Genomic DNA, 22827 nt, shown 5'->3' on the forward strand with positions numbered 1-22827 from the left:
AAAAACTACCTCTCGGTAGTATTTCAATATCTGTATTCTGTTACGGGAAAACGAATACTATTATAGATATTTGGGACAGATACATAATAGCATAATTTTCAAGTAATTTTTTTCAAAATATGAAAACTATCTCTTAGTGAAATAAATTTCTATTGTAAAATAAACATTTCCTTCTTGATCTTTACCTTCTACAATATATCTTTGTTGTTGATGAGCTAAATATAATAAAACATCCTCCAGAGGTCTCACCTCTTTTTTATATTGAATAGACATATCACTAATAAAGTACTCTTTATGAATATTATAATCAATAAGATCCAAAGCCCATTGAATATATCTTGTATTATTCATATGCTGATTTGTATCAACATCACTATAAAGAACCTTTCTGGTTGTTGTATATATCATAGGTATATCAATGTCGATTGTTTTTGGTTCATCTAAATGAATTTCATGTGTAACCTCTGGTACTTGAAGTCCAATTCTTTTTGGTGAAACAATTCTTCTTTTATGTATATCAATCAATGTCCAAATTGATGAACAGTATCCAACTTCCTGATTATCTTTTGTAATGAAATAGTATCTTGGAAAAGATACAAAAGACCCATTATCTATTGTTGTTGATAAATCTATTCTATCTTTATAATAGAGGGGACGATTCAAATGTAATGTTTGCTTTGCAACAACCCACCCATATTGATTCATCATTTCTTCATTCCATAAACCAATCTCTTTTGCACTTCGTGTTGCTATTTCAGAAAATCTATTGAATAAATGATAAAGTTGATATTGTCCCATATAATCAACTTCACAGATTTCTATATTTCTTGTCTCTCTTGTCATAAAATTATTCATATTTTCACTTCCTTGATGTGTATTATATACCAAATTGTCGAAGATTTCACATATTTTCATTTTTTTCTATACGAAATGAAAAAATATATGTATAATAATAACATATGAAAGGAAGTTAAGGATTATGGCTGAAATTTTGTTAAGTATTTTTTCATTTCTATTACTCATCATTATTCTATGGTTCACCTATACAATTGTTAATATTGTTGTAACTATTTTTCGTTGTAAGAAGTTAGATAAATCCCTAAAATTCTGCTTTAATACAACAGGTAAGATATTTTATGGTCTCTTGACAATACTCTATATCGTTGGTTTTATAGGTGGTATTGGCGCAATGGTTTATGGGCTTTTTAATGATAGTTTAACAATTTATAGAAATGGCTTAAATGTTGCTGCATTTATGAGTGTTATATTTGGATATTCTGCTTCAAGTCTTGTTATGATTGGACGAAAGAATATGATGGTTGGAAGAATGATGATTGATTATCGTAAACTTAAAAAAGTTAATTTTACTTACAATAACAAAATGTCTTTTGTATATGCACAAAAAGATTATAGTTTCTCTACACGTTTTATTGATAAAACAGAATTAAGAAAAATTATTTCAAAATAAAAAGCGACATGTCGCTTTTTTTAGTTCTTCAAATCAAACTGACTATAATATAAATGATGATAAAAACCTTTCTTTTCTAACAATTCATGATGCTTACCCTGTTCAATAATATGACCATGGTCCATTACTAATATTTGATCTGCTTTTTGAATTGTTGATAATCGGTGGGCAACAATAAAAGTTGTTCTCCCTTGCATCATTGTATCAAAAGCATCTTGTATTTGCTTCTCAGTACGTGTATCTATCGAAGAAGTTGCTTCATCTAGAATTAACATAGGTGGCTTCATTAACATTATACGTGCAATACACAAAAGTTGCTTTTGTCCCTGTGAAAGATTCCCACCATCTTCACTCACCAATGTATCATAACCATCTTTTAATTGCATAATAAATTTATGAGCATGAGCGCTTTGAGCTGCTTCTACAATTTCTTCTTCAGCCACTTCTCGACCATATGCAATATTTTCTTTAATTGTTCCTGAAAACAACCATGAATCTTGTAAAACCATTCCATAAAGTCCTCTTAAATACTCTCTATCCATCGATTGTGTATTCACACCATCAATCAAAATCTGACCTTTTAAAGGATCATAAAATCTCATCAGTAAATTAATCAACGTTGTTTTTCCACAACCAGTAGGTCCAACAATCGCAACTGTTTGTCCAGGTTGTGCTTCAACATTGAGATTTTCAATAAGAGATTGTCCTTCTTCATATGCAAAAGATAAATTCTGAATTTGAATATGTCCTTTCACCCGTTCAATGGTTTGAGGCTGTAAAACAATATCTTCACTTGATGTATCCAACAGTTTAAATACTCTCGCTGCACTTGCAAAAGCTGTTTGCAATTCAGTAAATACATTTGAAATTTCATTAAATGGTTTCGTGTATTGATTAGCATAACTCAAGAAACTTGATAATGCACCAACGCTCATATTCCCAGCAACGACATACAAAGCACCTGCTAAACAAACACTAGCATAAACAATACTATTCACAACACGTGTACTTGGATTTGCCAATGCTCCCAAAAATTGTGATTTCACTCCACTTAAATATAACCTATGATTTATTTCTTCAAATCTTACCTGATTCTCATCTTCATATCCAAATGCTTTCACAACCTTCTGATTACCTATCATTTCTTCAACATAGCCACTTAACTCTCCTCTTAAAGCCAATTGTTCCTGAAAGAATTTATATGTCTTATTTGCAATAACAGTTGCTACAACAAGAGATAAAGGTGTCAAGATAATAACAATCATAGCAATAGGAACATTGATATATAACATAAATCCTATTGTTCCAACTATTGTAGCAACACCACTAAACAAATGTGTAAATCCTTGTAGTAATCCATCTCCAATTAAATCAATATCATTAATCATACGACTCATTAAATCACCATGAGCATGGGAATCAATATAACGTAATGGTAAGGTAGAATATTTTGAAAAAAGTTGTGTTCTTAAATCCTTTGTAATTGAATAAGTCATCATATTCGATGTTCTTACAACTAACCAATCAAAGATTTCAGCAATCCCAACACTACCTGCAATCAAAATAATCTTCCAAACTAATAAATCAAAGTCAACCAGACCTTTTCCAATAATATGATCAACTGCCTGACCAATGAAAACAGGAATTAAAAGTGTAAATATAATTTGAAGAGCAGAAAACATCAATGCCATAAATAAATACTTGAGATAAGGTTTACAAAAGGAAATGAGTCTTTTCATTGTTTTTATATCCATTATGCTACCTCCTCAGATAATTGTGATTTCGCAATTTCCTGATAAAGACTACACGTCTCTAATAATTCTTGATGATTCCCCATACCAACCAATTCTCCATGACTAAGTACCAATATTTTATCTGCATGCATCAAACTACTTACACGCTGAGATACAATAATAGTCGTACTATCAAGTGTCTTTAATGCTTTTCTTAAAGCCGCATCTGTCGCAAAATCCAAAGCACTTGCGCTATCATCAAGAATCAAAATTTCCGGTTTCTTAACTAAAGCTCTTGCGATTGTTAATCTTTGTCTTTGTCCACCAGACAAATTTTTTCCACCCTGATGGATCATACTATCCAATCCTTCATCTAATTCATCAACAAAAGTAGCTTGAGCAATTCTTAATGCTTCTTTTATTTCACTATCTGAAGCATCCTTTTTTCCCCATTGTATATTTTCTCGAATTGTACCAGTAAACAAAACAGCCTGTTGTGGAACAATTCCAATCATTTCTCTTAATCCCTTTAAAGGATAATCTTGAATCGGATTTCCTTTAATCAGAATTTGTCCTTGTGTAACATCATAAAAGCGTGGAATGAGATGAACTAAAGTTGATTTTCCTGACCCTGTTCCTCCTATAATCCCAATTGTTTCACCTTTTAAAATTTTAAAATTTAAATCTTTCAGTGCTTGTGCCCCCTGATAAGCAAAAGTCACATGATCAAAAGAAATAAGATTTTCCTTTTGAAAATTTGTATTTCCACTCCCATCATGGATATGGGGATGAATCGCTAAAACCTCCTGAATACGCTTATAACTTGCACTTGCCTTATTAAATATAACAATAACATTCGCAAATACAAACATAGACAATAGAATTTGATTCATGTAATTAATTAAAGCTATTATCTCTCCTTGTGTTAAAGAGCCAGCATTGACTCTTATACCACCTATGTAAAGAATAAAAATAATTGCTATATTTACAATAACACTTGTCAAAGGATTTAATAAAGCAGATATCTTTCCAACTTTAATTTGCATATCTTTTTGTTTTTGTGTTGCTTCTTCAAATCTATTTTTTTCTTGAAATTGTTTAGAGAAAGCACGAATAACACGTATACCTGATAAATTTTCACGACAAATTAATGAAACACGATCTAACTGTTTTTGAATACGTATATATAATGGTAACGATTTTGACATAACTAGAAAAATACACAAAGCTAAAAGTGGTGCACTTAATAAGAAAATCAAGGCCATCTGCACATTAATTTGAAATGCCATAATCAATGAACCAATAATTAAAAATGGTGAACGTGACACTAAACGAATAGCCATAGCAACAGCAAGCTGCAATTGATTCACATCATTTGTAATACGTGTAATCAATGATGGTGTTCCAATATCATCAATATTCTCATAATCATACGCATTCATTGCTTTAAACATATCATTACGCAAATATGTTCCAAACCCCTGAGAAGTCTTTGATGCAAAATATTGACATATCAATGCACAACAATAACCTATGATTGCTAATAAGAATAAAACAAACCCCATTTTTAATATATAATTGGAATCATTTTTAGCAATTCCGTTATCAATAATATCAGCCACAACCATTGGAACAATTAATTCAAAGAATGCTTCTGTCATTTTAAATAGAAAACCAATAATCGCTTGAATACGATAAGGTTTTATATATTTCATCCACATATATCCCTACCCCTTTCTTTTTCCATTATAGCCCAATCTTTACTATATGTATAATATATAATACATATATAAACTATATTTTAAATATATGACAAACTTCATATTTTCTTTTCTAACTCTAGTATTATATATGATATATCGTTTTAAACCAATATATTTTTTATCTTTGAAACATCATATAAGCAAAAAACTGTATTTCATTTTCATGAAATACAGTTACTTTTTCATAAGTCTCAAAATAATTAAAAACTATAGCTATATTTATATAACATATCTGTTACTGTTTGACAAAGATAGTTACCCAATAGTTCCCATATTTTGCGACTGCTGCATGCGTATTGTCTGCTAAGATATTTGCTTTATGACCAGCACTGTTCATCCACATATTGACCATTGATGAAGCTAATGGGGTTCCCATTCCAATATTCTCACCAGCACTTTTCCATGAAATTTGAATCATGTCAAAGATATCACCACCATTAGGTCGTGTATGAGAAAATTGTGTAACAATTTCTTTTGCACGAATCTTGGCTGTTTCATACAACGAATCACTCCACTGAAGAGCAGCTAATCCTTGTTTTGCACGCTCTCTATTTTGCAGTTGAAATGCTTCTTTTGCACTCGCTAGATCATAACTTCTATCAGTTTCTCCAGATTCATGTAATGAAGGACTTGAATGGTCTTTCATCTTTGGAGGCTTTACCACTGTCACTTGATTCCCTTGGTTATCTTTTTCAATTGTTTTTGTTGCACCATTTGGTAACGATTCTACTGTTATTTGACATTTTGCCTGAACTCCATTTGCTTCAGCAATAATAGTCGCTGTTCCACTTTTTATAGCAGTTACTCTTCCTTGAGTATTAACCACAACAATTGATGTATCACTAGATTGAAATGTTACCTTTGAATCATTTCCCTTAACTTCTGCTTTCAAAATAAGATTTTCTTCTTCATATAATGTTGCATTGGTTTTATCTAATCGAAGGGTCGGTTCACTAATATTCACCATAATATCTTTGACTTCTTTATTATGGGAAGAATCAGAAGCAGTAACTGTTGTTTGATAAACACCTACTTTTGTATAATCAACTCGAGAATGATCAATGTGTACTGTTGTTTCATCTAAATCTTCTACACTCAATAATGTTTTTAATTCTTCATCTGATGGTTGCTTCCCCTTCATAAATTCAACTTCAGTTATAAAATCTTTAAATACTGGAGCAATTGTATCTTTGACATACAACTGAAGAGTTGCTTTCTCATTTTTATATGACAATATAATTTTATAATTTCCTATAGCAGGATAATCTTTACCATTTTCATATATTATAGCTGAAGTATCCATTTTAATATCTGAAATCATTTCTTTCTTGGTTTGATCAAGATCTAAATAATCAGTTATCTCCATTGATAACAATTCACCATATTCTAATGTTAAAGACTTATTTTTAAGAACTATAGCTTGAGACTTATTTCTTAATATTGTTATTGTTAGAAGAATGATAATAGCCCCCACTATCATTATCCAAATATTCTTTTGACTTATGTCATCACGTTTTAACTTCATTTTATACCTCCTGTTCAATATTTGTATTGAATACTTAAAAAATAACTTTATATTTTCTATGTATTTGTTAAAATATTTTTATTGAACAAATGCATTATACAACATTGTGGATATATACACAATGTTAATAAATTCCATTTTCTTTATAATGGATTAAAAAGGAGTGGTCATGATGATAGATTATAGCCCATTATGGGAAACAATGAAGAAGAAAAATATTTCACAATATCAGTTATTAAAACAAGGTATCGATAATAAAACTTTGAATAGACTAAAAAACAATAAAAACATTACTGTTCTTACACTTTTGAAATTGTGCGAAATTCTTGATTGTACTCCCAATGATATCATTTATACGAAAAATAAAGTTTTATCCGTTTAATCTATAACAATACATAAAAAATGCTTTTTTGAAATGAATTTCATAATTATCACTTTTTGAATATATTTATAAAATATATAGGAGAATCAGCATGGATATCAAACAAATGATTTATTTTAAAACAATAGTTGAAGAAGGAACTATTTCAAAAGCTGCACAAGTATTACATATGGCTCAACCCCCTCTATCTACTCAATTAAAACAATTAGAAGATGAGCTAGGTGTTCAGTTATTAAAACGAGGACACCGTAAAGTTGAACTGACACAAGCTGGTAAACTCTTTTATAAGCGTAGTCTCCAAATATTGACTCTAAGCGAAATGACACTACATGAAATGAAAGAAACCCAAAACGAAATTATAAGAATTGGAATTACCTCGTCAAATTCAGGTCTTATTGAAAAGATTCAGGACTATCTTATCAGAAATAAATTATTATCATTTCGTATTCATGAAGGAACCACATATGAAATGATTGATCTTTTATTAGCTCATAATATTGATGTTGGTCTTGTCAGAACACCTTTTGATCAAAGTCATGTTTTTACAAAACATTATAAGAGTGAACCAATGGTTGCAGTTGGTCATTCTTCCTATCTCAATGAAAATATGCAATATATAAAAGACTATCAGCATTCTCCTCTTATCATTCATCAACGCTATTTAAGCTTAATAACTGATTACTGTCTCAATCAGCATTTTAATCCTTTTATCAAAATGACAAGTGATGATTGTCGAACATCTTTAACATGGGCTTCTTGTGGGCTAGGTATTGCTATTATTCCTCAAAGTGCCCTTTCACTAGTCGATAATAAGTCATTAATAAGCGTGATATTACATGATGAAGAACTGTATACAGATATTGTATTTATTACCAGAAAACAAGATGAAATCGATCAAAAAACACAAGATTTTATTGAACAGTTCTTCCATTCATAAAGAATCTTGTTATAATATATATTAAGGAGTAAGACCATGATACATAATGACCGTTTTTTCAAATTAGAAATGTTAATCTTAGCTATTTTAAATCAAAGAGATTGCACAAGTGAAGAATTGACATCCTTTTTACATTTTCAAAATACATTAAGTATCAAAGAAGGCGTCGTATTAACTTCACTGTTCTTCTTTCTTGAATCACATTTGATTACTCAATACAAAAGAGATAATCATACTTATTATCATATAGAATCTGCTGGAACTGTTAGACTTGATACATTAAAACGTCGTTATCTAGAATTAAAAGAAGTTATTAAGGATATTTTAAACAATGAAAACATTAAAATTTCAAAATAAAGAAACAAAAAAATATTATAAAAAGATTCGTTCTCGTTTTCCTTTATTAGGCAAACAAGAAAAAGCATTTCTTATTTATTTACAAGAAATGCTTCAAGAATTTGAGACTCATCACCCCGATTACAAATGTGATGATTATTATGAACAGTTTGGTATTCCAGAAACGATTATAGCAGCATATTATGAACATATTGAAAGTGAATTCATTATTAACCATATGAAAGTTAGAAAAATAATAAAACGCATAGGGATTTTTCTTATTACTATTTTTCTTTTAACAGCAACATTTATCATTTATACCTATTATCGTGCATTACAGGAAATACAGGAGAGTCAAATCACTTATGAAGAAACGATTATAGAGGATTATGGGGAAGTCGTTGAAGATTAACCATTAAAATAACAGCATTACCAAATAGGTATGCTGTTATTTTATACATGATCTCTTTTCTCTAAATCTATATTAGGTAAAGTAAATCCACGTCCTTTAACACTATGGATTTCACTACCAATAATAAAAGCAGCTGGATCTATTTCCATAACCAAATCATTTATTTTTGCATATTCACGGTTATTTGCAACACAGAGAACAGCTTTTTGTTGATGATGAAAATATCCAGTTGTTACATTTACAAAAGTACACCCTCTATCAATTTCATTAAAAATAGCCTCAGCAATTTTTTCGTGTTCAGCTGAAATAACAAGAACTTGAAGATTCTTTTCTCCCATAACAATCACCTGGTCTAAAACAAATGTCGATACAAAGACAGTAATAATTCCATACAGGATACCTTCAAAACTAGAAAAGAAGACTTGTCCTACTAATATCATAATATCTAAAACATTAATAGCCAAAGCAACTGAAACACCTTTCTTTTTATTCAGGATAATAGGTGGAACATCCATTCCCCCTGTACTGTATCCTAATCGAAAAACAATTCCTAGACCAACACCAGTAAAAATCCCAGCATAAATAGCAGACAATAAAATATCATTTGTAATATGTTGAAATTGGGGAATAGCTTCAAATAAACCTAAGAAAAAAGGAAAGATGAAAGAACTAAGTATAGTCCCAGCAGCGAATTTCTTTCCTAAAACCAAAAAACCAATAATCAACATAACCATGTTGATACCAAATACAATCGTTGCATAGTTAACAGAAACAAACTGTTCAATAATTAAAGATAAACCAGTTGCTCCGCCAACAATTAAATCTGACGGGACAGCAAAAACAGCAACTCCAAATGCTACAACTGCATTTCCTAACACAACCAAAAGACTATCTCTAATCACTCTTTTTAAACTATGCATCTTCATCCTCCTTAACCATTGCCTTTAAATAAGCATAAATACAATCATCCAAATCACCATCTAAAATAGCTTTAGGATTATTGGATTCATACCCACTGCGATTATCCTTAACCATTGAATAAGGATGCAAAACATATGAACGAATTTGACTTCCCCATTCAATTGCCTTTTGTTCACCCTTAATATCACTTAACTTTGAAGCTTGTTCTTCAAGCATGACTTGATATAATTTAGATTTTAACATAATAAGAGCTTGTTCTCTATTTTGTATCTGAGAGCGTTGTGATTGACAAGTCACAACAATATGAGTAGGAATATGTGTAATACGGATAGCTGAATCCGTTTTATTAATATGCTGCCCACCAGCTCCAGAAGCTCGATATGTGTCTATTCTTAAATCATTCTGATCGATTTCAATTTCGATATCATTATCAAATTCTGGCATAACATCTACTGAAGCAAATGATGTATGACGTCTCTTAGAAGAATCAAAAGGAGAAATACGAACAAGACGATGAACACCTTTTTCAGCCTTGAGATGCCCATATGCATTATACCCAATAAATCGTAAAGTAACTGATTTCAATCCAGCCTCTTCACCATCTAAATAATCTAAAACTTCAACTTTAAAATCTTTTTTATCACCATATCTTTGATACATACGCATTAACATAGCTGCCCAGTCTTGAGATTCAGTTCCCCCAGCACCAGGATGAATTTCTACAATTGCATTATGATGATCATATTCACCAGAAAATAATAATGTTTTCTCAAAATCATTAAGATGCTTCTCAAACAACTCATAATCTTGATCCAATGCTTCTTTGAAATCAGTATCCTCTGTTTCTTTTACATAGTCATATGTTTCATCTAAATCATTGAGTGATGATACGAGATCATCATATGTATCTGTTGTTTTTTTCATTTCATTTAATTGATTATATATCTTTTTTGCTTGTTCTTGATTATTCCAAAAGTGTTCATCTAATGTCTGTACAGTTAAACCTTCAATTTCTCTTTTTAAACCCTCAATATCAATAGAAACAAATAATTCATTGAGTAATAAACGGGCTCTTTCAAGCCCATTTTTTACTTCATATAATTCCATTAATCTGCTTTAAACTCCAATTCAATTTGAATTGCTGGAATTTCTTTTTCTTGTTCACTTCCAGGAGCAATTCCCATATGAACAATATTTCTAGTGATATCCTGAGAAATTGATTTTGTCATTTCTTCAAACATATAAAATGCTTCTTCTGTATATTCTTGTAATGGATCTTTTTGAGCATATGCTCTTAAGTAAATACCATTTCTTAATTTTTGCATTGCATCTATATGGTTAATCCATGTATGATCAATAACACCTAATAAAACTCTTCTTTCATAATCAAGCTTAACTTCTGCAGGCAAATCTTTATTAAATCTATTTTGATATTGCATATAAACAACTTCAGATAAACTCTTCGCTACCTTTTGTGGATCGTTTTCAACATTTTCTTTATGATTTGCTTTTAAAGTCGCCAATAACATATAATTCTTAGAAATATAATTTAAAACACCATCAACATCAACAAGATCATGTTTACCATCAGACTTTGTAAAACTACGTACTGTATATTCAACAGATTGTTCAAACATACCTTTAACAATATCACCTAAATCATCTTCAGACATAATATCATCACGTTCTTTATACATAATTTCACGTTGTTGTCTCATCACATCATCATATTGTAACAATTGTTTACGAATATCGAAGTTCTGACCTTCAACACGTTTTTGAGCACCCTCGATTGATTTTGTGACCATCTTACTTTCAATAGCTTCATCTTCTAAGAAGTTACCAGTAAACTGCTGTACTTTCTCATTCGCAAATCTTTGCATTAACTCATCTTCAAATGAAACAAAGAATAATGAGCATCCAGGATCTCCTTGACGTCCAGAACGTCCTCTTAACTGATTATCAATACGTCTAGATTCATGTCTTTCACTACCAATAACCATTAAACCACCAAGATCATAAACACCTTCACCTAATTTGATGTCAGTTCCACGTCCAGCCATGTTTGTAGCAATTGTAACAGCACCCATAACCCCTGCTTTTTCAATAATTAAAGCTTCTTTGGCATGGTTTTTCGCATTTAAAACATTATGTTTAATTCCACGCTTATTAAGCATTCTACTCAGTAATTCAGATGTTTCAACAGAGACTGTTCCTAAAAGAATCGGTTGCCCATAACTATGTCTTCTTTCAACCTCATCACAAATCGCTTTAAATTTTGCTTTTTGATTAGCAAAAACCAAATCAGGTTTATCATCTCTAATAATTGGTTTATTCGTTGGAATTTCAATAACACGCATATTATATATTGTTCTGAATTCTTCTTCTTCTGTTTTTGCAGTTCCAGTCATACCCGCTAACTTATTAAATAAACGGAAAAAATTCTGATAAGTAATAGTTGCTAGAGTGACAGTTTCTTCCTTAATAGGAACTCCTTCTTTAGCTTCAATAGCTTGATGAAGACCGTCACTATATGCACGTCCTGGCATAACACGACCTGTAAATTGATCAATAATCATAATACTTGCATTACGAATATCATGGCTTCCATCTTCTGTTGCAATCATATATTCAACATCACGTTGCATTGTATAATTGGCTTTTAATGCCTGATTAATATGATGAACTAACGCTGTATGTTCAGGATCATATAAGTTATTAATTTTAAATCCCTTTTCTGCTTTTTCAATCCCACTAGATGTTAATGAAACAGTTTTACTTTCAATATCTACTTCATAATCTTTTTCAACAATCAAAGACTTTACAAATTTATCTGCTTGAACATATAAAGCTGCTGTATTTTTCTTACCACCAGAAATAATTAATGGTGTTCTTGATTCATCGACTAAAATAGAGTCAACTTCATCAACCAAAGCATAATTTAATGGTCTTAAAACTTTATCTTCTAATCTTGTGACCATATTATCTCTTAAATAATCAAATCCAAGTTCAGCATTTGTTGTATAAGTGACATCACAAGCATGTTGAGCTCTTTTTTCTTCCTTAGTTAATTCACGCATATTTAAGCCAACTGTTAGACCTAAAAATTCTAAAACTTTCCCATTGTCAGTTTTATCACGACCAGCTAAATAATCATTAACAGTAACAACATGCACACCTTTACCATCTAATGCATTTAAATAGACAGGAAAAATAGAAGTTAAAGTTTTTCCTTCACCGGTTTTCATCTCAGCAATATCACCATTGTGCAAAGAAATAGCTCCCATAATTTGAACCTTAAATGCTTTTAAACCTAATTTTCTAAAAGCAGCTTCTCTTACAGTTGCAAAAGCTTCAATCAAGATATCATCTAGACTCTCACCAGCATTGATTCTTTCTCTAAAAATATCAGTTTGATGAGCAAGTTCCTCATCACTCATTGCTTGATAAGTCGCTTCTAAACCTAAAACCTGTTCAGCTTGCTTTTCTAGTTTTTTTAATATTTTATTATCCTGTGAAAAAGCTCCTTTAATTGAACCAAATAATCCCTTTTTCTGTTTTTGTGGTGTTGTATTAAATTCAATAGGTTGTGCAGGTTTTTTTACAACATCTTCAAAAGTTTCTATTTGAATATCTTCACCTAAATCATCATTTAAATCAACAACTTCTACATCAGGGTTTAACCCTAATTCTTCTAGTTCTTTTGCTTCCTTTTTCTTAATCTGTTTTCTTATTTCTTGCTTTTTACTTGCCATGAATAAATCTCCTTTCATGCATACTAAAACATTTTCATTATAGCATATAATTTTATCAAAAAAAAGCATTATCCTAATACTTGGAATCATTCTCAAAAGAAAAATAGCACATCATGTGCTATCCTCTAAACCTTTACAACATTCTTTGCTTGCAATCCACGATCACTTTGATAAAGTTCAAACTCTACCACTTCACCTTCATTTAAAGATTTATATCCATCTTGAACAATTTGACTATAATGAACAAAGACATCTTTGCCTTCTCCTCTATCAATGAATCCAAATCCCTTTTCAGCGTTAAACCATTTTACTTTACCTTGCATAATAACAACTCCTTTACTTCATGGTCACTCACATTATATGTTCTTCTTATTAAATAATTCCTCAAAACATGTCGACCATTTTCCAAAATATAGATTTTTTATAGGTAGACTATAAGCATTTTGTCTATTCTTGTTTATTTCCTTGGAAATATGTCAAAGGAGAGACTGAATCTCTCCTTTAGCAAACCTCAATTCTTCCTATATTCTTGGTTGAAAGAGCCAACAATTCAACTGACTGTGGTTCTTGTGCCAAGACAAGCAATAAACAACTATGAAGTGTTGATCCTGATGTTATAACATCATCTAGAATCAAAACTTTTTTTCCTTTTAACTTTTCTCCATCTCTTATATCAATTCTTCTAGCTACTCTTTTTCTTTCTTGATACGACAAATCACTTTGCTTATACTTTTCTTTCTTATAAAGACCATTAAAGATTTGACTAGAGAAAGTTTGGGCAATTGTTTCTACTGGTGCAAATCCTCTAAGTTCATTATCTTCTTGTGAACTGGGGGCCACAACGATTATATAATCTTTATATTGATTATCAAATTCACTTTGAAACAAGCATAAAAAAGCATCTTTCAAAGCATGGTCATATAAACCTTTGTATTGAAATAATAAAGATTGAAAAAAATCATTATAAGTATAGAGAATCGTCAAAGGGTAATGATAGAAATCAATGCAAGTTTGAATAACATCGAATTTTTGAAGACAATGTTGGCATAACGGAATTCTTTTTACCAAATGAGCAAAAGAAATATCTTTAAGGAGTGGTGTTAAACAGATTAAACATTCATCTGATTGAGCCGTCGGATTGTCTTTATGCACTGTGTAATTCCTTTTGTCCTTTCACTTGTTAAAATATAAACCTTTCCTGTAGGAAAATCCGGTTTTCTACCAACACGTCCCGCTATTTGAATAAGTGTTCGTTCATCAAACAAAACATGTTCTCCGTGATAAACAATGACTTGAACATCTTCAACTGTCATTCCTCTTTCTAATAAAGTCGTTGATACAATAACTTGAATTTTTCCCTCTTTTAATTCCTGTATTGTCTTTTGATTATGAGGATGATGAGAAGAGACACCTTCTATATCAACAATTGATCTCAGCGTATGAACAAGCTGATAGACAATAGCCACAGTTGGTACATAAACAATAATCTTCTTATGCATAAATAAAATAAGCAAGACAAGAATCAGTTTTTGTAAAAAGCTAGGAGAAAGTATCATTTGCGGGACTGGCAAGTCATATCCATGATATCGTCTATTCATGAATAATAACTCTTCGCCTTGAATATCCTCAGATGCAAAAGTTGCACTCAATTTAATATAATTCCCCAAACAACACCTTGTAAAAATTTCATTGAGAACCCTATTCTGATAAAAAGGGAAAGCATCAACTTCATCAGCAATCATCAAATCAAAACCTATATCATTCTCAAATTTATACAACTGATGCATTGTACAAATTATAAATTGAGCATCAAGATTTTGTTGATACCCACCATAAAGCACACCAATGACAGTATGACTAAATGACTGGCAAATGCGTTCATAAAGTTCTTTCACCAACTCCTTTCTTGGTATACAGAAACAAACACGCTGGCCTTGAGACAAGGCATAGCAAATGACTTCATAAACAATTTCTGTTTTTCCAGAACCACAAACTGCCAAAACCAAAGAGTTTTTCTTTTGCTGATAATTCTCAACTAATTTTTGTGAAATCTTTTTTTGTTGTCGTGAAAGTTCAAAATCTAATTGATAATGATGATAAATCAAAGGATATTGAATCTTCTTTGTAAACCTCTCCTGTTTAACATAAACACGATGAAATGATATACATTCTCGACAATAGTATTGACCATTAACTTTATATAAGTGTTGAAGATTTGTATTATGGCATCTTGGACATTGCATTTCTATCACCCATATCCATCATATCATGAAACTCTTATGAGTGGGTCTCAATCTGTTACTCAATTTGACACATAAAATTCTCATCTTTTCTTCACTATCGCAAGATGAATGACTCCTAGAATAAACACTTCAATATGGAGAAATCATTATCTAATGAGACTTATTTATAAAAATCAAGAAAAAAATTTGAGAAAGACGATTTTTAAACAGAATTATCTCAACACTTACGCTATTCTTAAACTATTTTTACATATCTAGATAGAAAAAACTATGGAATCAATTGAATCCCATAGTTTTCCATTCTATTTTAAAATAGTTAATTTTCGAGTTATAAACTGTTCTGAATGACTGGCTATTAAAATATCTACAGTTCCACTTTCAATCAAATGATTCATTTGATAATCCCATATTTTAAAAGTTTCACTATCAAGATGAATGACAAGACTACAACAGCTTTTTGCTTCTATATATATTTTTTGGAATGCTTTTAACTCTTTGTATCTTCTTGTGATTGTAGATTCATTATCAATTATATAAATTTGAACAATTTCATACCCATCTCTTTGACTCACATTCTCAACATCCAAAGAAATATCTATTCCTTTTTCTTCTAAATCCTGAATTGTTATTTCAGTTTGTGAAAGTTGGATATGGTGATATTGAAATTGACTATAACTCAAACCATAACCAAATGGATATAATGGTTTCCCTGACATATCTATGTACTCTTCTTTTGCCCCTGAATACTTCCCATTATAATAACAAGGCAATTGCATAGATGACTGAGGAATTGACATTGACAATCTTCCACTTGGATTATGATCACCAAAAATTGTTTGAGCTATAGCTAACCCACCTAAATTACCTGGGTACCACGCCGCAAGCACAGCTCGACTGTCATTAACAATATTCCCAATAGAATGTGGTCTTCCTTGAATTAAAACTGTAACAATTTGTTGATTGACCTGTTTTATCTTTCTCAACAATTCAACTTGTAAGCCTTCCAAATCCAATGATGCTTTATCAACATTTTCCCCACAATTCATTTCGTTTTTATCATAACTTGTTGTCACTGCTCCATTACTTTCAAAATCCATTTTAAAATGACGTGCACTAGAGCCCCCTAATGCCATGATGACAACATCACTCTGACTTGCAAGTTCAACAGCTTCTGCTAAATCTGCTTTTGAACAATCACGAATATGGCATCCTAAAGCATAATTGACTTGGACTTCCTCTCCAAGAACTTGTTGAATCCCCTGATAAAGAGTCGTAACATCTTCCGCTTTTTGAAATGATGTATAATCACCTAACATATTCATGACATTGTGAGCATTTGGTCCTATGACAGCAATACTTTTGATGTCTTTTCTTAATGGTAAAATACCATCATTCTTTAAAAGAACTTGACATTCTTGAGCAGCTTTTAAAGCCAGCTCCTTTTCTCTAGATGGATAAACCGTGACTTGCCTTTCTTCAAAAAGTCCTAATTCAAATTTTAACTTAAGAATTCTTTTGACACTTCTATCAAGAACTTTCTCATCTAAATAGCCCTGTCTCACAGCATCACCTAATAACGGATAAACATGATCCCATAAACTTAAATCAACACCTGCTTTTAAAGCAGTGGCTGCCATCAACGGTATGTCAGAATTCATAATACTGAGTCGATCTAATGCACAACCATCTGCCATAACAATACCATTAAATCCATACTCTCCTCTTAGCAGTTGTGTCAGAAGTGCTTGATTCACATGACAGGGAATCCCATCAATCTCATTATACGCCGCCATAACACCTTTGGCTCCACTTAAAACCCCAGCTTTGACTGGTGGTAAGAACACTTCACGCAATTCACGTTGTCCAATAGAGGCAGCTCCAGAATTATGTCCACCTTCACAAGCACCTTGGGCGCAAAGATGTTTTAAAATAACACCAACACCATTCCTATCATTCAACTGAAAACCTTTGACAGCTGCTTTCGTCATTTCACTTGTTAAATAACTATCTTCACTAAAGCACTCTTCACTTCTTCCCCAACGTGGATCACGCATCACATCTAATCCTGTAAATAAGGCAAGATTCCCACCCTTAGATGCAAGTTCACAACTCACTTCCTGACAGATCTCTTTTAATAAATCAGGATTCCATGTCATTCCCATAGAAATATTAGCTGGATACATCATGCTGTGTAATCCCTGATGTCCATGTACACATTCCTCAGTTATTAAGGCAGGAATTTTGAGCCTTGTTTCTGTTTTTAAATAATTTTGAATCATTTCAATAACTTGTAAACTCTCTTCTTTTTTAACGCCATTGACTTCATTCATTCCTGACCATGCATCAGCTCGTAAGATACCATAAATAGCTCCAACGCCACCAAATTTTTGAACATGATCTTTAAAAAGCTGTGTCAATTCATAATCTCCATCCTTATTTTTACAGAAACACTGCCATCCATAAAGATGCTGATTTAATTGTCCAACCTTTTCATCTAATGTCATCATAGATATCAGTTCATCTATTTTATCAATTGATATAGACATTCACTATTCTCCTCTAATATAATATGAAACTTTATAGTTCATATCTTCGATTTTTTCTTTATCTAATTCATGTAACTTTTCAAAAAGCATTTCTAAAATAATGAATTGTGACATTTCAGTTACCAAAGTACTGCCTTCTCTCCCCATCTCTTTTCCAGCAGTCAAAAGAACAATATCTCCTAATCTTGCTAATGAAGATTCTTCATGATTGGTTATAGCAATAACTTTTGCACCATTTCTTTTAGCCAAATCAATAGACTCAATAGTCGATGAATTTTCACCAGATATACTTAATCCCAAAGCAACATCTTCACTACCCATAACATTCGCTGCAAGAACCTGCAAATATTTATCATCAGCAACAATACATTTATAACCAAAGGAAGTTAAACGCATTTGTACCGCCTTAGCAGTCAAACCAGAAAAACCACTTCCAAAAACATAAATCGTTTGACTATGAATAATTATTTGAGCAGTCTCAGTTAATTTGTTGTCATCAAGTAATTGTGTAGTTTCCTGCACCATTGTATGAATATTTCCTAATGTTTTGTTTTGATGTCCAGTGTTTTGTTGACCATCCTTTTCAATTTGTAGGATTGCTTGTTGCTTAAACTCATAATATCCCGAAAATCCAAGATGTTTACAAAATCTTAAAATAGTTGTTTCACCAACTTCGCATTGACTCGCTAAATCACCAATACTCAAATAAATAATTTGATGAAAATGTTCATTCACATATAGTGCAACTCTCTTTTCAGATTTAGTTAAATCAGGAAACAAACTTTTAATCTTTATAATAATTTCATTATTCATTATTTTCACCTACTTTTCATAAAGAAACAAATTGTATCATTTCATCAAAATATCCTTCAAGACATTCTCTTTAATTTATTCTTGATTTTCACTCAACATATTTTCATCTACCTTATTACTCACCTTTACAAATGGAATATAAATCATAACATCTAAAGCCAATAAGGCTAATGATAAGAAAGCTGCCATAAAATCTCCACCTGTAGCAAAAAATGCATAAAATCCTGGTGGCGTAATCCATGGAACTTGAGCAACAACTTTACCCACTAAATTCATATTTGTTAAAATATAAGCAATAACTAAATTAATTGATGGAACAAGAATTGCTGGAATCATAAAAATAGGATTCATGACAACAGGTAGCCCAAACATAATAGGTTCTGATATATTGAATAAAGAAGGAACAAGTCCTAACTTGGCAACTGTTTTATGATCTTTACGTTTTGATACAATAAAGATTGCAATCACTAAGGCAAGAATACATCCTCCCCCACCAATTAATCCATACATATTCATAAATGGTTCTGTTACAATATTAGGAATCGAATTTCCAGCACCACTGGCAGCAATATTCTGTGTTAATGCATCTAACATTGGAGCACTTCTAATTGGTGAAAGAATTGATGATCCATGAATACCAAATACCCATAACAAATCAGATATAAATTGTAAGAAAATTAATCCAGGTGATGATAAAACAAAATTGCTCAAGGGTTTAGAAATCATTGCAGCTATTAAATCTGGAACTGTGACTCCCCATATTTGATCTAGTCCAAATACAACAATTGCAAAAATAGTAATTGTTATTAATTCAGGAATTAAAGCATTAAATGATTTTTCAATAGCTGGTGGAACATTTTCTGGCATCTTAATTCTTAAACATTGAATAGATGCAAATCTCACAAAAATTTCTGTTCCTATTAATGCAGTTAATAATGAATAAATTAATCCACTACTAGATGTTAATTCTTGTGCAAACATTCCAGAGATAATGGCAGGATCTTTTAATCCTTCAACAACAACTGATTGAGTTACTGGCATTAACATAAACATTAAAGCAACTGCAAGACCGCCCGCATGTATTTTGGTAAAACCAGAATTAGCAAGTTCAGGTTTCACTCTTAAATAATAGTCAGCTAAATTATTAGCAGTTGTAAAAGCAATAAGGATAGATAAAACCCCAAGTGTCCCTTGATTAACAACTGTTGCAATCCCTGAAAACATATCAGTATTAAAAAAATTAGTCCCCAATGCATTTAACAAAACAAATAAAGATGCACCCATAACTAATGGCATCGATATAATAAAACTATCTTTTACCGCACTTAAATGACGTTGTTGTGAAAGTTTTGTAGCAATTGGTAAAAGCTTATTTGCAATTTTCTCTAACATACATTTTCTCCTCAAATTATTTTTTGTACGTCCTAGGTTACGATACATTTATAAAATAGCACACCTCCACCTAAAAGGAAATATACTTTTTATTTTTTATATAATTTTGGAAGTTTTATTCCTTTATCACCATTTTATTCCCATTATAACTTAACAATTTGGAAATATCGTTCCTTTTTATCTTGAAAATAAAAGCATATTTCAGTTCTGAAATCATACAATATATGGGGTGAAATATATGTGTGGTATTGTTACAATATGTAATTACACAAAAAATTTATTAGATTATGATGAAAAGTTCATGACAATGGTGAGCTTACTTGCAAAGCGAGGTCCTGATCATGAAGGGTATTTTTTAACACCTCATTGTTTAATGGCACATCGAAGATTATCAATTATTGATATAGAGAATGGTAACCAACCTATGCTTTATACATTTAATGATAAAATCTATAGAATCACTTATAATGGTGAAATCTATAACATGATGGAAATTAAGAATCATCTGGTGAGTCTAGGATATACATTTCAAACAATGAGTGATACAGAAGTTGTCTTAGCTAGTTATATTGAATATCAAGAAAATTGTTTAGACTTATTCGAAGGAATATTTGCTTTTGTGATTGATGATGGTGATAAACTCTTTGTTGCAAGAGACCCTTTGGGTGTGAAACCACTCTATTATTATTTAGAAGATGAAACAATTGTTATTGCAAGTGAAATAAAATGTATTTTAAGTTACATTGGAAAAGCTGTTGTTGATCAGGAAGGTGTTAAAGAACTCTTAGGATTGGGGCCAAGCATGACTCCTGGTCATACAATTTATAAAGGTATTTATTCTTTGAGACCTGGTTACTATATGTATTTTGATGGACATTGCGAACCGATCTGTTACTGGAAATTACATGATGAAGAACATACTGATAACCTAGAAGAAACGACTCAGAAAGTTAAAGAGTTAGTTATTGATAGTGTCCAAAAACAATTGCTTAGTGATGTTCCACTCTCTACAATGTTGTCTGGTGGTTTAGATTCAAGTATTATCACTGCTATAACTAAACAATATGTACAACCACTTACAACTTATAGCATTACTTATGAAGATCAGGAAAAGTATTTTAAAGCCTATGATTATCAAACATCTATGGATGATGATTATATACGTGAGATGGTAGAACGTTATCAAAGTGATCACCATAAAATCACTTTAAAACAATTAGATTTACTTAATTCATTAGAAGAGGCATTAATAGCCAGAGATATGCCAGGTATGGCAGATGTTGACTCTAGTTTCTTATTATTCTCAAAAGAAATTGCTAAAAACCATAAAGTCTCTCTCTCAGGTGAATGTGCTGATGAAATCTTTGGAGGATATCCTTGGTTCTATAAAGAAGAATTGTATAATCAACCATACTTCCCTTGGATGAGAGACTTGGATATGAAAATAGATCTTTTCAATGAAAAGGTAAAAGCACTAAATATTAAAGATTATATTATAGAAAAATATCAAGATACTCTACAAGAAATTCATACAACAGACAAGAAGAAACAAATGATTTATTTAAATACACAGTGGTTTATGCAAACTCTTTTAACACGTGCAGATAGCCAAACAATGCGTTCTTCTATAGAAGTTCGTGTTCCCTTTGCATCTATAAAAATCCTACAATATCTTTATAACATGCCATATGAATACATGTTTATTGATGGAGAAGAAAAGGGAATACTCAGAAAAGCCTTTGAAGATTTTCTTCCTGAAGATATAGCTCATCGAAAGAAAAACCCATATCCAAAAACGCATTCTCCTGTTTATAGTGAATTCATTCAAGCAAAATTAAAAGAATCATTAGATGATCCTTATAATATACTCTATGCATTCTTTGATAAAGATAAACTTATCAACTTCATTGATACCAATGGTGATAGTTTTACTGCACCATGGTTTGGTCAATTAATGATGGGTCCACAATTAATGGCTTATTTCTATCAAATTTATTTATGGGGAAAAATATATCACATTCAATTAGAATTCTAGAACAAGCTTTGAGCTTGTTCTTTTTCTATATAATGATATTTTTGTAAACAATCAAAAATAAATGAAGCAAAACCATATGTAAAAGTTCCTCCAATTGTATTAAACAAAATATCATTCACATCAAATGATCTCAATAATAATCCTGAATATGTACCAATCAACTGAATAACTTCTATTGTCAGTGAAAATCCAAAGCAGATGAAAATAAAATAACGTATACGTATTCTTCGTTTCAATGTCAATGGAAGTAGCACACCTAATGGAACAAACATAATAGCATTCATGATACATTGAGAAAAATCTTGAGAACTCAAGAATCCTCCTTGATTATTACTTAATGGAATGATATTCACAAAATGAAGTAATTCTTGAACTTCAATACTTTGAAATGAGAAAAATGGTGGAATTGTAATCAAGAATACACACAAAAGATAACATATAAAAACAATATAAAAGAAAAGATTTATCCTTTTTTTCCACCTTTTTGGAAACAATATATAAGTAAAAAAAGATATTGGTATACTCATCAAAATAATATATGGCATTTCATTTATAAAATCATACAT

20 protein-coding genes are annotated in these 22827 nt (G+C 31.1%); 6 read left to right on the forward strand and 14 right to left on the reverse strand.

Annotation, left to right across the window (positions count from 1 at the left end; all coding sequences use genetic code 11):
• Nucleotides 1–126 precede the first annotated feature (126 nt).
• Nucleotides 127–855: an acyl-[acyl-carrier-protein] thioesterase gene (locus tag AC5M21_RS07225; RefSeq protein WP_008787450.1), complete on the reverse strand. Its 729-nt coding sequence runs from the start codon at nt 853–855 to the stop codon at nt 127–129.
• 124 nt (nt 856–979) lie between these two features.
• Here AC5M21_RS07225 and AC5M21_RS07230 point away from each other — a divergent pair, with 124 nt between their 5' ends.
• A complete protein-coding gene (locus tag AC5M21_RS07230) occupies nt 980–1468 on the forward strand; it encodes a hypothetical protein (RefSeq protein WP_008787449.1) in 489 nt (162 codons plus the stop codon).
• A 20-nt stretch (nt 1469–1488) separates the two neighbouring features.
• On the opposite strand, the gene AC5M21_RS07235 is transcribed toward AC5M21_RS07230, so the two are convergent.
• The 3 genes from AC5M21_RS07235 to AC5M21_RS07245 all read right to left on the reverse strand — a co-directional run bounded on the left by AC5M21_RS07235 (nt 1489) and on the right by AC5M21_RS07245 (nt 6489).
• A complete protein-coding gene (locus AC5M21_RS07235) occupies nt 1489–3222 on the reverse strand; it encodes an ABC transporter ATP-binding protein (RefSeq protein WP_008787448.1) in 1734 nt (577 codons plus the stop codon).
• Nucleotides 3222–4922 (reverse strand): ABC transporter ATP-binding protein, encoded by a 1701-nt coding sequence (locus tag AC5M21_RS07240; RefSeq protein ID WP_008787447.1) that lies wholly within the window; start codon nt 4920–4922, stop codon nt 3222–3224. Before AC5M21_RS07240 ends, AC5M21_RS07235 begins: the two co-directional genes overlap by 1 nt.
• 277 nt (nt 4923–5199) lie before the next feature.
• Nucleotides 5200–6489, reverse strand: coding sequence for a CAP domain-containing protein (locus AC5M21_RS07245; RefSeq protein ID WP_008787446.1), 1290 nt, complete (start codon nt 6487–6489; stop codon nt 5200–5202).
• Nucleotides 6490–6661: 172 nt separating this feature from the next.
• On the opposite strand from AC5M21_RS07245, the gene AC5M21_RS07250 reads away from it, so the two are divergent.
• From AC5M21_RS07250 to AC5M21_RS07265, 4 genes are all read left to right on the forward strand, one after another.
• On the forward strand, nt 6662–6871 hold the full coding sequence (locus tag AC5M21_RS07250; protein ID WP_008787445.1) for a helix-turn-helix domain-containing protein: 210 nt from the start codon (nt 6662–6664) through the stop codon (nt 6869–6871).
• Nucleotides 6872–6962: 91 nt separating this feature from the next.
• The gene (locus AC5M21_RS07255; protein ID WP_008787444.1) at nt 6963–7808 is read left to right on the forward strand and encodes a LysR family transcriptional regulator; all 846 of its coding nucleotides are present in this window, start codon (nt 6963–6965) and stop codon (nt 7806–7808) included.
• A gap of 36 nt (nt 7809–7844) precedes the next feature.
• A complete protein-coding gene (locus tag AC5M21_RS07260; protein WP_008787443.1) occupies nt 7845–8165 on the forward strand; it encodes a hypothetical protein in 321 nt (106 codons plus the stop codon).
• Nucleotides 8140–8556: a DUF6120 family protein gene (locus AC5M21_RS07265; RefSeq protein ID WP_008787442.1), complete on the forward strand. Its 417-nt coding sequence runs from the start codon at nt 8140–8142 to the stop codon at nt 8554–8556. The genes AC5M21_RS07260 and AC5M21_RS07265 overlap by 26 nt, the downstream gene beginning before the upstream one ends.
• A 41-nt stretch (nt 8557–8597) precedes the next feature.
• Here AC5M21_RS07265 and AC5M21_RS07270 read toward each other — a convergent pair whose 3' ends face one another.
• The 9 genes from AC5M21_RS07270 to AC5M21_RS07310 all read right to left on the reverse strand — a co-directional run bounded on the left by AC5M21_RS07270 (nt 8598) and on the right by AC5M21_RS07310 (nt 20226).
• Nucleotides 8598–9476 (reverse strand): YitT family protein, encoded by an 879-nt coding sequence (locus tag AC5M21_RS07270; protein ID WP_008787441.1) that lies wholly within the window; start codon nt 9474–9476, stop codon nt 8598–8600.
• Complete coding sequence (gene prfB, locus AC5M21_RS07275) at nt 9469–10584, reverse strand: peptide chain release factor 2 (RefSeq protein WP_008787440.1); 1116 nt, start codon at nt 10582–10584, stop codon at nt 9469–9471. The genes AC5M21_RS07270 and prfB overlap by 8 nt, the downstream gene beginning before the upstream one ends.
• The gene (secA, locus tag AC5M21_RS07280; protein ID WP_008787439.1) at nt 10584–13232 is read right to left on the reverse strand and encodes a preprotein translocase subunit SecA; all 2649 of its coding nucleotides are present in this window, start codon (nt 13230–13232) and stop codon (nt 10584–10586) included. The genes prfB and secA overlap by 1 nt, the downstream gene beginning before the upstream one ends.
• 125 nt (nt 13233–13357) lie before the next feature.
• Nucleotides 13358–13555 carry a cold-shock protein gene (locus AC5M21_RS07285; RefSeq protein ID WP_008787438.1) on the reverse strand — a complete coding sequence of 66 codons (198 nt, stop codon included), beginning with the start codon at nt 13553–13555 and terminating at the stop codon, nt 13358–13360.
• Between the two features lie 178 nt (nt 13556–13733).
• Nucleotides 13734–14384: a ComF family protein gene (locus AC5M21_RS07290; protein WP_017143909.1), complete on the reverse strand. Its 651-nt coding sequence runs from the start codon at nt 14382–14384 to the stop codon at nt 13734–13736.
• Nucleotides 14342–15475, reverse strand: coding sequence for a DEAD/DEAH box helicase (locus AC5M21_RS07295; protein ID WP_008787436.1), 1134 nt, complete (start codon nt 15473–15475; stop codon nt 14342–14344). The genes AC5M21_RS07290 and AC5M21_RS07295 overlap by 43 nt, the downstream gene beginning before the upstream one ends.
• Before the next feature lie 302 nt (nt 15476–15777).
• Nucleotides 15778–18021, reverse strand: coding sequence for a glycoside hydrolase family 3 N-terminal domain-containing protein (locus tag AC5M21_RS07300; RefSeq protein WP_008787435.1), 2244 nt, complete (start codon nt 18019–18021; stop codon nt 15778–15780).
• Between the two features lie 3 nt (nt 18022–18024).
• Nucleotides 18025–18834, reverse strand: a complete 810-nt coding sequence (locus AC5M21_RS07305; RefSeq protein WP_017143910.1) for a MurR/RpiR family transcriptional regulator — start codon at nt 18832–18834, stop codon at nt 18025–18027.
• Between the two features lie 75 nt (nt 18835–18909).
• Entirely contained in the window at nt 18910–20226 is a 1317-nt protein-coding gene (locus tag AC5M21_RS07310; RefSeq protein ID WP_008787433.1) for a PTS sugar transporter subunit IIC, read from the reverse strand.
• Between the two features lie 238 nt (nt 20227–20464).
• Here AC5M21_RS07310 and asnB point away from each other — a divergent pair, with 238 nt between their 5' ends.
• Nucleotides 20465–22261, forward strand: a complete 1797-nt coding sequence (gene asnB / locus AC5M21_RS07315; RefSeq protein WP_008787432.1) for an asparagine synthase (glutamine-hydrolyzing) — start codon at nt 20465–20467, stop codon at nt 22259–22261.
• Here asnB and AC5M21_RS07320 read toward each other — a convergent pair.
• Nucleotides 22258–22827 carry a VanZ family protein gene (locus AC5M21_RS07320; RefSeq protein ID WP_017143911.1) on the reverse strand — a complete coding sequence of 190 codons (570 nt, stop codon included), beginning with the start codon at nt 22825–22827 and terminating at the stop codon, nt 22258–22260. The genes asnB and AC5M21_RS07320 overlap by 4 nt on opposite strands.

The sequence above is a fragment of the Coprobacillus sp. genome (genome assembly GCF_984815275.1).

Excerpts from the sequence above, each read along its gene's own strand:
- AC5M21_RS07300 (WP_008787435.1), bottom strand. The coding sequence starts at position 18,021 with ATGTCTATATCAATTGATAAAATAGATGAACTGATATCTATGATGACA.
- AC5M21_RS07305 (WP_017143910.1), bottom strand. The coding sequence starts at position 18,834 with ATGAATAATGAAATTATTATAAAGATTAAAAGTTTGTTTCCTGATTTA.
- secA (WP_008787439.1), bottom strand. The coding sequence starts at position 13,232 with ATGGCAAGTAAAAAGCAAGAAATAAGAAAACAGATTAAGAAAAAGGAA.
- AC5M21_RS07240 (WP_008787447.1), bottom strand. The coding sequence starts at position 4,922 with ATGTGGATGAAATATATAAAACCTTATCGTATTCAAGCGATTATTGGT.
- AC5M21_RS07265 (WP_008787442.1), top strand. The coding sequence starts at position 8,140 with ATGAAAACATTAAAATTTCAAAATAAAGAAACAAAAAAATATTATAAA.
- AC5M21_RS07225 (WP_008787450.1), bottom strand. The coding sequence starts at position 855 with ATGAATAATTTTATGACAAGAGAGACAAGAAATATAGAAATCTGTGAA.
- AC5M21_RS07295 (WP_008787436.1), bottom strand. The coding sequence starts at position 15,475 with ATGCAATGTCCAAGATGCCATAATACAAATCTTCAACACTTATATAAA.
- AC5M21_RS07285 (WP_008787438.1), bottom strand. The coding sequence starts at position 13,555 with ATGCAAGGTAAAGTAAAATGGTTTAACGCTGAAAAGGGATTTGGATTC.
- AC5M21_RS07250 (WP_008787445.1), top strand. The coding sequence starts at position 6,662 with ATGATAGATTATAGCCCATTATGGGAAACAATGAAGAAGAAAAATATT.
- AC5M21_RS07270 (WP_008787441.1), bottom strand. The coding sequence starts at position 9,476 with ATGCATAGTTTAAAAAGAGTGATTAGAGATAGTCTTTTGGTTGTGTTA.
- prfB (WP_008787440.1), bottom strand. The coding sequence starts at position 10,584 with ATGGAATTATATGAAGTAAAAAATGGGCTTGAAAGAGCCCGTTTATTA.
- asnB (WP_008787432.1), top strand. The coding sequence starts at position 20,465 with ATGTGTGGTATTGTTACAATATGTAATTACACAAAAAATTTATTAGAT.
- AC5M21_RS07245 (WP_008787446.1), bottom strand. The coding sequence starts at position 6,489 with ATGAAGTTAAAACGTGATGACATAAGTCAAAAGAATATTTGGATAATG.
- AC5M21_RS07320 (WP_017143911.1), bottom strand. The coding sequence starts at position 22,827 with ATGTATGATTTTATAAATGAAATGCCATATATTATTTTGATGAGTATA.
- AC5M21_RS07310 (WP_008787433.1), bottom strand. The coding sequence starts at position 20,226 with ATGTTAGAGAAAATTGCAAATAAGCTTTTACCAATTGCTACAAAACTT.
- AC5M21_RS07255 (WP_008787444.1), top strand. The coding sequence starts at position 6,963 with ATGGATATCAAACAAATGATTTATTTTAAAACAATAGTTGAAGAAGGA.
- AC5M21_RS07230 (WP_008787449.1), top strand. The coding sequence starts at position 980 with ATGGCTGAAATTTTGTTAAGTATTTTTTCATTTCTATTACTCATCATT.
- AC5M21_RS07235 (WP_008787448.1), bottom strand. The coding sequence starts at position 3,222 with ATGGATATAAAAACAATGAAAAGACTCATTTCCTTTTGTAAACCTTAT.
- AC5M21_RS07260 (WP_008787443.1), top strand. The coding sequence starts at position 7,845 with ATGATACATAATGACCGTTTTTTCAAATTAGAAATGTTAATCTTAGCT.